The 10,849-nt window shown below is 41.3% G+C and carries 8 protein-coding genes and 3 tRNA genes; all 11 read right to left on the bottom strand.

Going from position 1 to position 10,849, the window contains the following annotated elements:
* Positions 1–1,200: an elongation factor Tu gene (tuf, locus tag H529_RS0105290; RefSeq protein WP_022855495.1), complete on the bottom strand. Its 1,200-nt coding sequence runs from the start codon at positions 1,198–1,200 to the stop codon at positions 1–3.
* Positions 1,201–1,236: 36 nt separating this feature from the next.
* Positions 1,237–1,312, bottom strand: a tRNA-Thr gene (locus H529_RS0105285).
* A 21-nt stretch (positions 1,313–1,333) separates the two neighbouring features.
* Positions 1,334–1,406 (bottom strand) — tRNA-Gly (locus H529_RS0105280).
* A 25-nt stretch (positions 1,407–1,431) separates the two neighbouring features.
* Positions 1,432–1,514 (bottom strand) — tRNA-Tyr (locus tag H529_RS0105275).
* Between the two features lie 57 nt (positions 1,515–1,571).
* Positions 1,572–2,768: a quinone-interacting membrane-bound oxidoreductase complex subunit QmoC gene (qmoC, locus tag H529_RS0105270; protein WP_022855494.1), complete on the bottom strand. Its 1,197-nt coding sequence runs from the start codon at positions 2,766–2,768 to the stop codon at positions 1,572–1,574.
* 12 nt (positions 2,769–2,780) lie between these two features.
* The gene (locus H529_RS0105265; protein WP_022855493.1) at positions 2,781–4,982 is read right to left on the bottom strand and encodes an FAD-dependent oxidoreductase; all 2,202 of its coding nucleotides are present in this window, start codon (positions 4,980–4,982) and stop codon (positions 2,781–2,783) included.
* Between the two features lie 3 nt (positions 4,983–4,985).
* The gene (locus H529_RS0105260) at positions 4,986–6,224 is read right to left on the bottom strand and encodes a CoB--CoM heterodisulfide reductase iron-sulfur subunit A family protein (RefSeq protein ID WP_028843072.1); all 1,239 of its coding nucleotides are present in this window, start codon (positions 6,222–6,224) and stop codon (positions 4,986–4,988) included.
* A 115-nt stretch (positions 6,225–6,339) separates the two neighbouring features.
* Positions 6,340–8,340: an adenylyl-sulfate reductase subunit alpha gene (aprA, locus tag H529_RS0105255; protein ID WP_022855491.1), complete on the bottom strand. Its 2,001-nt coding sequence runs from the start codon at positions 8,338–8,340 to the stop codon at positions 6,340–6,342.
* Between the two features lie 40 nt (positions 8,341–8,380).
* Positions 8,381–8,872 carry an adenylyl-sulfate reductase subunit beta gene (aprB, locus tag H529_RS0105250; RefSeq protein WP_022855490.1) on the bottom strand — a complete coding sequence of 164 codons (492 nt, stop codon included), beginning with the start codon at positions 8,870–8,872 and terminating at the stop codon, positions 8,381–8,383.
* Between the two features lie 204 nt (positions 8,873–9,076).
* Positions 9,077–9,436, bottom strand: a complete 360-nt coding sequence (locus tag H529_RS0105245; protein ID WP_022855489.1) for a DUF6955 family protein — start codon at positions 9,434–9,436, stop codon at positions 9,077–9,079.
* A gap of 33 nt (positions 9,437–9,469) precedes the next feature.
* A complete protein-coding gene (gene sat / locus H529_RS0105240) occupies positions 9,470–10,843 on the bottom strand; it encodes a sulfate adenylyltransferase (RefSeq protein WP_022855488.1) in 1,374 nt (457 codons plus the stop codon).
* Positions 10,844–10,849: the final 6 nt, after the last annotated feature.

Below are 10,849 nucleotides of genomic sequence, written 5' to 3'. Positions count from 1 at the left end.
TTATTCTATTATTTTAGTTACTACGCCAGCACCAACTGTCCTTCCACCTTCTCTAATCGCAAACCTCAAACCCTCTTCCAACGCAACAGGCTTGATCAACTCAACCTCTAACTCCACATTGTCACCTGGCATCACCATCTCAACCCCATCTGGTAACTTAACCACTCCTGTCACATCCGTTGTCCTAAAATAAAACTGTGGCCTGTACCCGTTAAAAAACGGTGTATGCCTTCCTCCCTCCTCCTTCTTCAACACATACACCTCTGCCTTAAACTTTGTATAAGGCTTAATACTACCAGGCTTTGCCAACACCTGTCCCCTCTCTACCTCATCCTTCCCTATACCCCTCAACAACACCCCTACGTTGTCACCAGGTAATGCCTCGTCCAATATCTTCCTAAACATCTCCAAACTCGTTGCCACCGTCTTCACCGTAGGCCTAAGCCCTACTATCTCAATCTCCTCCCCAGGCTTAAGCACTCCCCTCTCTACCTTCCCTGTTACCACCGTTCCCCTTCCAGATATGCTAAATACGTCCTCAACTGGCATCAAAAACGGCTTGTCTATATCCCTAACAGGCTCAGGTATATAATCATCCATCGCCTTGATCAACTCCCATATCCTACCACACCACTCACATTCCTCCTTACCACATCCACACTCAAGAGCCTTCAACGCACTACCCCTAATCACCGGCACATCATCCCCTGGAAATCCATACTTGCTAAGCAACTCCCTAACCTCTAACTCCACCAAATCCAATAACTCTGGATCATCTACCATGTCCACCTTGTTCATAAACACCACTATCGCAGGTACGTTAACCTGCCTCGCAAGCAACACATGCTCCCTCGTCTGTGGCATAGGACCATCTGTTGCCGCAACCACCAATATAGATCCATCCATCTGCGCCGCACCAGTTATCATGTTCTTTATGTAGTCAGCATGCCCAGGACAGTCTATATGTGCATAGTGCCTCCTGTCACTCTCATACTCAACATGGGCAAGCTGAATCGTTATCCCCCTTGCCTTCTCCTCAGGTGCCTTGTCTATGTTGTCAAATGGAATCCACTGCGCATAACCCTTCGTAGACAATACCCTCGTCATCGCACTGGTTAATGTGGTCTTACCATGGTCTATGTGCCCAATCGTCCCCACGTTTAAATGCGGCTTCTTCCTCTCAAACTTTTGCTTGGCCATCTTCCCTTCCTCCTATCCTAAAATAGGTTTAAAAACTGGAGCCCACGACCGGACTCGAACCGGTGACCTCTTCCTTACCAAGGAAGTGCTCTACCTCCTGAGCTACGTGGGCACCCAAAAACCTCTATTCAAGAGCGGGCGACGGGACTCGAACCCGCAACCCTCAGCTTGGAAGGCTGATGCTCTACCACTTGAGCTACGCCCGCTTCAACTTCTAAAAATAAATAAAAGTGGAGGGGGGAGGATTTGAACCTCCGAAGGCGAAAGCCACCGGGTTTACAGCCCGGCCCCTTTGGCCGCTCGGGTACCCCTCCTTGTTTTAGTCTCTATAAAATTAACTTAATTTTACATTTTGTCAAGAGAATGAAACACTATTGAGCCATCTTTTGATTTATGTCCTTATAGTATAAATCAAACATAACTGCAGTTGTTCTAAAGGCTAAATGAGCAAACTTAGAATAGGCTACCCCTAAAAATAAGATAAACACCGCAACCAAATGAGCTAAATAGACTAAAGATACTATAGATTCTAAAGAAGGTATACTACGTACCACCTCTATACCAAAACCGGTTAAACCGATAATTAAGATAAGATTGATCAAGAAACTGTCAGCATAGCTTGTCTTTACACTCTTTTCAGCCTCAGCCTTACCTCTTCCCACCATTATAGCTATGATGGAATAAAGAAGCAAAAGACCTCCAAAATTGCCTAACCATTTAACAGGATGGGTAAGAGGATTCCAGGGAGTATGGAAACCTAAAACATCAGCCATAAAGAAAACAATCGCTGTAGTAATGGCTAAGATAATAAAAGCATAAACCAACAACATATGAGGATTTGCCCTCCAGTGGTTAGAATTACACTTTTTAAACCTTGCATGAGATAAAATCTCTACTATAGCAGGAATAAAATAATTTTTTAAGATAGTCCACATCCCATACCTGTAGGCCTGAGGTATCTTATACGTATCCACATAGGCATTCCATACTTTGTTTATCGCAGAGGCAAGCATTATAACCACAAAAGCTGCAAGAGGTAAAAATACAACGTCTATCATCAACACCCTTGCTGGCAAATGAAAAATCCAAATATCATAGGTAGGACCACCGTAAGGGAAGGAGTTGGCATCAAAAAAGTTGGGAAGTCCTTGAAAAGTAGCCAAAGTTGCTAAAAGAATAAACAATAAAGCAATAGCAGGTAAAACCAAAATCCCCCAGCTGTTGTTATAAAAGGTATGCAAAAACTTTAGAGGCACTGCTTCTTTAATCACCATCAACCTTAAGGCTCCTAAAACATCTCCTGGTTGAGCCTCTCTTGGACAATATTTACTACAATCACCACATTGGTGACACAACCAAACTGCAGGATCATTTAAAAGTCTTTCTTTAAACCCCCATTGGGCAAGGATCATCTGTTTACGAGGAAAAGGAGCCTCTTCTGGAGAAAGAGGACATACAGTTGCACATGTAGCACATTGATAACATTTTTTAACAGTATCACCACCTATTTCTTGTAGCTTTTGAATAGCCTTTAAATCTGGATCTACTTTTAAAATACCATTACTCATAGTCTATCCTCCTTACCAGCCTTTAAATGGGTTTTCACCAAATCCTTTAATTTCTTCAGTAAATTTTTGCATCTTCTCTACTACTAAATCTACTTCATCTATCGCTACCGTATGTATTGTAACCCTTTCTGACTCTAATGCAAGCTGTTGTAATGTTTCAGCTACATTTTCCATACGTCTATTAGCAAGTTCACTACCCTTTATAAAGTGACACTGATAGTTTTCCCCATACTTACAACCTAAAAGAAGAATACCATCATATCCTTTACTCATAGAATCCTTTATAAAAGCTACGTTAACCGCTCCTAAACATCTTACAGGAATGATCCTAAAAGCTACAGGAAGAGGCTTTTTGTTGTAAGCAACCATGTCTAAAGCTGGTAAGGCGTCATTTTCACAAACAAAAGCCATAAGCCTGTATTGTTCATACCCCTGTTCAGGCATCTCTGTAGCCTTGATCATCGTTGAAACCATATCGATAGAATAGTCTTTGAAATTAATAATCCTTTGAGGACATGCACCAAAACAGGTCCCACAACGACGGCACCTGGTAATATTAGTAAGAGGGTTTCCTTTCTCATCTTCATTTAAAGCACCAAAAGGACACTCCTCAGTACATCTTTTACATTGAGTACACATCTTTAAGTCCCATTCAGGATAAGCATAATCCCAAGTCCTTGGATGGACTGCGTGACCTTCTTCAATGGCAACCAAACACTGAATAGCCTTCAAAGCCGCTCCCTTAGCATCCTCTATCGCCTGTTGAATGGTCATAGGTTGATGGATAGCACCTGCAGCATAGATTCCTGTTCTTCTGGTTTCATAGGGGAAACAAATAAAGTTTGAATCTGCATAACCATAGAAAAGTTCAAGTTCAGGCAATCCTGGACCTTGTCTGTATTCTAAATTAAGCACAGACTCTTCAGCTGTAACTGGAACCATACCTGTAGCTAATACTACCAAATCAACCTCAACCTCGATCTTCTCTCCTAATAAGGTCTCATCTACCAATACCTTAACCTTACCGTTTTCTCCTTCAGTTATAGAGACTACCTTACCTTTGGTTAAAAACACCCCTGGGTCATTTTGTAAAGTTTTATAGAAATTCTCAAAAATACCCATGGTTCTCATGTGATCATAAACGATAAAAGCTTTGGCTTCTGGGTCTGCCTCTCTTACATATTGAGCCTGCTTAAGAGAAGCTAAACAACAGAAACCAGAACAATAAGGAAGATGGTTTTCATCCCTTTGACCGGCACATTGAATAAAAAGGACACTCTTTACTGGAGCGCCATCTGAAGGTCTTACCAAAGCTCCATTCTTAGCCATTTCTTCAAACTTAACGTTAGTCACTACGCTTGGGATAACCCCATAACCTAAATCTGCAAGCTTGCTTGCGTCATATGGTTTAAAACCAGCTGCTAAAACTATAGAACCTATCTTTATCTCTTCCTCTTTGCCACCCTGTTTTATCTTTACCTGGAATAAACCAGGAGCACCTGCGATGTTGGTTACAACTGCACCTTTATATACTTTTATCTTGTCATTTGCCTCTACCTGCGCAATCAAATCTTTTACTACAGGAGGAACGAGTTTTTGAAAAGGAGGATTTACCTCACAATGGGCCTTCATCTTGGCCACAAAACCACCAAGTTCCTTTTCCTTCTCTACCAAAACCACCTCATAACCTGCTTTTGCTGCCTCTAAAGCAGCGGTTAACCCTGCGACACCACCTCCTATAACCAAGATAACCTTAGAAATTTCTTCCTCAGGTTTAAAAGGCTCTGGCTTTTTGTAGGTCTGAAGTTTAGCCACACTCATTCTCACATAGTCTTTAGCTAAAGCCATCAATTCGTCTTTAAAAGTAACCCCGCTAACATACTCAGCAGTATCTTCTAATATCTCCCCGTTTTCTCCTAACAAAAATCTACTCCAAACCACTCCCTCTCTTAAACTTACCCTATCAACCGCTACTTGATCAAAAGAAAAGACCTCGTAATTTACCCTTTGAGAACAAGCACATATAGAAACAGCATCTAACCCATCTTGAGCTATCTTTTCTTCGATAAAAGCTTTTCCTTCTTTTGAACATAAAAATTCTTTTGTATAAACAACTGCGGCACCTTGGTCTTTAGCTGCATTTTCTAAATCCGCCAACTCCAAACGATCACCTATATTACAAGAAGAGCATATAAAAACTCCTATTTTTTCCATTTTTTACCCCCTTTTTATGATTTGAATGGCTTTTAAAGCTGCGCCAGTAGCAGTCTCATTAGAAGTCATAACATCTAAAGGCATTTTCGCACAACCACAACTGATCATACCTTCTTCCTCAACCACAAATCCGTTTTGATCGATCTTTATACCCTTAATCTCAGCAGAAGCTAAACTTGGTTGCATTCCTAAGGCTAATACCACTAAATCAACCTTCTGACTGATCTTTTTACCAGAAAGGGTATCCTCTGCAGTAACGATCAAGTCATTGGTTTCAGGATCTTCCTCTATTTTGGCTACTTTCCCCTTGATAAAATTAATCTTAGCCTCAGCTTCAGCTTTCTTTAAAAACTTTTCATATCTACCAGGGGTTCTAAGGTCTATATAAAAGATATAAGATTCTGCTTCAGGGTCTTGTTCTGCCAAATAAAGGCTATGTTTTAAAGATGCCAAACAACAGATGTAAGAACAGAAGGGCAGATGATTTTCATCACGAGAACCAGCACACTGAACAAATGCCACCTTTTTAGGTGGTTGATTATCAGAAGGTCTTACAATCTTTCCTTGCGTAGGTCCCCAAGGAGAAGCCATTCTTTCCATCTGCATATTAGTGATTACATTAGCATATTTTCCATAACCTAAATTATCAAGTTTGGTAGCATCATAGGGCTTCCAACCTGTAGCCCAGATGATAGATCCTACCTCTAACTCCAAAATCTGTTCTTTCATCTCTGGTTCTATGGCATTATATTTACACGCTGCCATAATCCTTTCTAAATCCCCAGGGGCCAAAGCATCTTTATCTAATACATATTTCATAGGAAAAGCTACAGGATGAGGAAGATAGATGGCCTTTGTTTTAGAAAGGCCAAAATCAAAGTCACTTATCCTTTCTCCTTCACAAACCTTCTCACACTCCCCACAGGCAGTACAGTTATCATTCACATACCTGGGAGCTATCTTGATTTTAACATTATAATTTCCAGGTGCCCCGTTTACCTCTAAAACCTCTGCCATTGTATATACTTTAATCCTGGGGTTACTCTTAATTCTCCTGTAGTTGATCTCTAAACCACAGGTAGGAGGACACAACTTAGGGAAATAATACCTAAGTTGAGCTACCCTTCCACCTAAGGTAGGTTGTTTTTCTATTAAAACAACCTCAGCTCCAACCTCTGCTGCCTCTACCGCAGCGGTTACTCCACTTATACCCCCACCTACCACCAATATAGGTTTACCCATGTTATAACCTCCTAAACACTTTTTCAGAATAAAACCCTTTTTCCTAAAGGGCTTTATTCTGAAAAAATAAAAAAAGAGGGGGACCAAGCCCCCTCCCTTATTACTATTTAACTATTTACGGTCCAAGTGGATCAGGAATGATCTGGACATAAGGATAGGTTTCTAAGGTCCATTCTTTGGTTTCAGGATTCCAGCTGGAAAGGGTGAAACATCTCCAGTTAGCATCATCAAGGGCGTTAAAGTCAGTTCTGTAGAAGTAACCAGGATAACGGGTCTCTTCACGGAAGAGGATATGCAAGAGGTGAGCCTCAGCAGTCCATACACGGTGCCTGTTTTCCCAAGCTCTCATAAGTTCATGCAAATCTCTGGCTGCAGCATATTCCATGTCTTCTTTAAGCATTCTGAGAAGGTCAAGACCTCTCTCGAGCATGACCTTGTTGGTCTTGTAGAAAGTAGAGGCACCAGCCACATATTCGTCCATAAGCTTCATAAGCCTGGCCTGAATATGACGAGGAATGAGATAGTTGGGGTTGATTTCATAGTGGGTAGAAGTATTCTTAAATTCTTCAAACCTATACCAAGGACCATAGATCTCTTTCTTTAACTCTTCAGCAGTTTCCTTGATGGTAGGTGTATAGTCTTTATTGTCAAGACAGTACTGAACCATAGCCTTGGCTGCAATACGTCCTTCTACGTGAGAACCAGAGGAGAACTTATGCCCAGAAGCTCCAACGGTGTCACCAGCACAGAAAAGACCTTTTACAGTAGTCATTCTGTTGTAAAGACCGATTTCTTTCCAAGGAGCCTTGTATTCCTCAGGTACCCAATCTTCATTAGGACCGCATACCCAAGCACCGGCACAACCAGCATGGCTACCGAGGAGATAAGGCTCAGTAGGCATGATTTCAGAAGGCAATTTTTCAGGTTCGATGTTCAAACAAGCCCACAATCCAGCCTGGGTTACACACATGTCTAAGAAGTCTTCCCAAGCCTCAGCAATGAGGTGTTTAAACTCTTTTTTGTCCATCTTTTCAGCGGCTTCCTGAAGAGCCCATTCAGTGTGCATATAAATAGGACCACGACCCTGTTCCATTTCGATAAGCATTGCATGGTTTCTCAAACAGGTACCGATGTGAGAAGCCTCTCCATAAGGAGCAAACTTCTTGAGTTCATCCTTATGTTTGGCTACATAGTCCTCACCAAAAGCATTGGTTGCTCTGGCCTTGAAAAGCAAGAACCAAGCACCCACAGGACCATAACCATCTTTAAAACGGGCAGGGATAAACCTGTTTTCCATAAGTACAAGCTTAGCACCAGTCATAGCACACATAGCATAACCAGTTCCAGGGTTCCATACAGGATACCAGGCACGACCCTTTCCTTCGTCTATAGACCTAGGACGGAAAATGTTAACTGCCCCACCAGTAGAAAGAAGGGTAGCCTTGGCCTTGATGATGTAAATCTTGTTTTCTCTGACAGAAAAACCTACTGCACCAGCACAGCGGCTCTTATCATTTGCATCCAACAAAGGCCTTACGATAAAGCATCTTTCGATGATCTCAGCCTTATCATAGCTGGTAAGAGCATTTTTAGCAGCCTCAGCCACGATAACTTTATAAGACTCTCCGTTAATCATGATCTGCCAACGACCAGAACGAACAGGCTGAGCACCACCCTTTAAGGTTAAACCCTTGGCCTTAGCCTCAGCTCCGTCTAAGGTTTTACCTGTGTTAGGATCTTTTTTCCAAATAGGAAGACCCCATTCTTCAAAACACTGAACGGTATCGTCTACATGACGACCAACATCAAAAACCAAATCCTCACGAACAATACCCATCAAGTCACAACGAACCATTCTTACATAGTCATCAGGCTTGTTTTCTCCTATATAGGTGTTGATAGCAGAAAGACCCATAGCCACAGCACCAGATCTTTCCATAGCAGCCTTATCACAAAGGATAATTCTTAACCCATGAGGCTTAGCCCACTGAACTGCCTCTACAGCGGCACCGCAAGCAGCCATTCCGCCGCCAACAAACAAAATATCTGTTTCTTTTTCTACTATTTCAGGCTCTGCACAAGCCAAACCAGGATTATAAAACCAAATCTTAGGCATAGCTGCCACCTCCTTTTATTTTTAAAATTTTTTAAATTTTTTAGTATTTCGCAACCTTACCAAGGGCACCAACTTCAAATTTCTTATTAAGAACAGCTTCAGGTTTCTTGGGCTCTACCCCATCAGCTATCTGAGTAAAGAGCTGGTTGGTGTTGATCTTAGATGGATCAGGAGCAGGTTTACCAACTGTAGGATCGGCAGAACCTTCGGGTGTAGTTCTGATAGGAAACTTAAACCTTACTACCACACCGTTTCTAAACTTGATGGTCCACATAATGTCAGTGGTACCGCGCATAGGCTGACAAGTTCCGTTTAACGGAGCAAAATCAGCATAGTGCCTGATAGCTATAGCACCCTGAGGACAGCTTTTTACACAGCTGTAGCATTCCCAGCACTGATCAGGCTCCTGGTTGTAAGCCTTCATAGCCTCAGGGTCAAGGATCATAAGGTCGTTAGGACAAATGTACATACAAACTGTCCTGTCACCACCCTTGCAACCGTCACACTTTTCAGGGTTCACATAACTTGGCATAGCCAACCTCCTTTTTAGTTTTATTCTTATAAACTTTTATATCTTTATAAACAACTTTAATTAAAAGTCAACTTGAAAAAACAACCAAATTTTTCTAAAATTTTCTATAAAAGCCTTTAAAACTTATTTTATCTCTTTTTTTCTCTTGTTATCTTTTTAAAGAACAAGGGAAAGGATCGACCCCTTTCCCCAACAAAATTTATTTTACTCAGTTTCTATTTCAGGAGCAGGAAGGTATTCAGCTTCCTTAGCAGCTAATTCTTTGATTTTGTCGATGTTAGCCAAAACTGCCTTAACTACCTCTTCACCTAAACTCTTCTGATTAACAATCTCTTCAAAAAGAGCTCTTTTGAAAGCTACAGGAGTATCGGTGATACAGGCACGAGAATCAATCCTTGCGGTTTCAAAAGCTTTTAAGATATCGTTTTTAACCTCCTCTCCTACTTTTACTCTAACTACCTTTAACTCTCCACCAAAAACAGCCTCTATATTGGCCTCTACAGGAGTGCCCTTAAGTTTTGCCAACCTGTAATCATCTAAAAATACTTCTAAAATGTATTCCATGTTTTCACCCCCTATGTTTTTAAAAGTTTTTAACTAATCAATATCAGGAACATCAACTTCTAAAGTCTCTTCTTTATATTGTACATATTTTTCGTTAACAAAAGGATAGTTAAACTTTTTCCACCATTTAACGATGGTCTTAAATACCTCAGGTCTCATGATAATAGCTGGAGGCTGAACACCCTCAGCAACCAATCCTCTTATCAAGCTACCGCTGAGTTTTTGTTTTTCTTTGTCATGCCCACAGTTTTCACTGTAAGCCATTTCCTTACATTTTGGACAATACCAGAATTCTCTCATGTTTTGAGGCCTAATCTGCAAGCCACCTTCGACCTCTGTAGGAGGTTTATCAAAACCGTAGCTAGGAATACCCTTAAGCCATAGAATCTGGGTAGCAAACTTATCATAGTATTCACCTACAGCTGCATGGTCTCTACCAAACATGTGGTGAGTACAACCCATGTTTTGCCTGATGATACCATGGAGCAAACTTTCTAAGGGGTTACCATATCTCATATCCCAAAGGGTAAAGGAAACAAGATGTCTGTTAGGTTTGATGTATCCTGCCTTATTAACCATGTCATGGGCTTCTAAGATAGCCTCATCAGGATAATCTCCTCTTCTTTTAACACCGATGATAGCATTTACCAGAATACCATGACAAGGCTCCACATCACCGGTAAAAGCAGCAGCCTTCATAAGCATCTCGTGTCCAACGTGAGGAACGTTTCTTGTCTGGTGAGCGATGGCAGTTCTCCAACCTCTTTCGTCGAAAATCTCCCTACATTTTCTTGGAGGAATCCAAAATCTGTCAAAAGGTGGTTTAAAAATAGGCTCGTTGATAATGGTAAACTTCCCAGCCAAAATGATAGGCTGATGGCTTCTATAAATAACCCAACCAGGATGTTTATCGTCAAACTTTTCTTTTACTACTTCAGGATTGGTTTCAGGGGTACCAAAAGTTCTGTCCGCAAGCTCAGCAGGGTCAATCTCATAAACTTCTTCGATGTCTAAAATTGCAAAAGGCTTACCCTTAAGCCTAAGAAGCAATCTGTCTCCAGCATCAACCCCAAGTTTTTGATAGTCTTCTTTGGAAATGTCAAAAAGAATAGGATAAGGAAAAACCCATCCGCTTAACAACCTTCTTTTTGAAAGAACAGACTCTAACTCAGCAGAGGTCATAGAACCTTCTACAGGGCTAAAAAAACCATAACAAACAGACATAATCTCACGATAAACGTTTCTTACAGGTGTGCCTCTTTTGTAGTGCAAGGTAGGCTTGATGTCATAAACAGCACCAGCCTTTTCACAAGCCTGGACGATCTTTTTAGCTGCCTTCTTGTCTTTAAGAACCCTTTCTACCAACCGCCCACCATGAGGCATAGGCCTGTTAAAATAAAGCTCCATAGCAAC

Source organism: Thermodesulfobacterium thermophilum DSM 1276, from assembly GCF_000421605.1.
Classification (GTDB): Bacteria; Desulfobacterota; Thermodesulfobacteria; order Thermodesulfobacteriales; family Thermodesulfobacteriaceae; genus Thermodesulfobacterium; species Thermodesulfobacterium thermophilum.
The sequence above is the reverse complement of the archived record's forward strand: the minus strand, read 5'-3'. Positions and strand labels throughout refer to the sequence as shown.

Bases quoted from the DNA above. Each gene is read 5' to 3' on its own strand.
- tuf (WP_022855495.1), bottom strand. From the start codon at position 1,200: ATGGCCAAGCAAAAGTTTGAGAGGAAGAAGCCGCATTTAAACGTGGGG.
- qmoC (WP_022855494.1), bottom strand. From the start codon at position 2,768: ATGAGTAATGGTATTTTAAAAGTAGATCCAGATTTAAAGGCTATTCAA.
- H529_RS0105265 (WP_022855493.1), bottom strand. From the start codon at position 4,982: ATGGAAAAAATAGGAGTTTTTATATGCTCTTCTTGTAATATAGGTGAT.
- H529_RS0105260 (WP_028843072.1), bottom strand. From the start codon at position 6,224: ATGGGTAAACCTATATTGGTGGTAGGTGGGGGTATAAGTGGAGTAACC.
- aprA (WP_022855491.1), bottom strand. From the start codon at position 8,340: ATGCCTAAGATTTGGTTTTATAATCCTGGTTTGGCTTGTGCAGAGCCT.
- aprB (WP_022855490.1), bottom strand. From the start codon at position 8,872: ATGCCAAGTTATGTGAACCCTGAAAAGTGTGACGGTTGCAAGGGTGGT.
- H529_RS0105245 (WP_022855489.1), bottom strand. From the start codon at position 9,436: ATGGAATACATTTTAGAAGTATTTTTAGATGATTACAGGTTGGCAAAA.
- sat (WP_022855488.1), bottom strand. From the start codon at position 10,843: ATGGAGCTTTATTTTAACAGGCCTATGCCTCATGGTGGGCGGTTGGTA.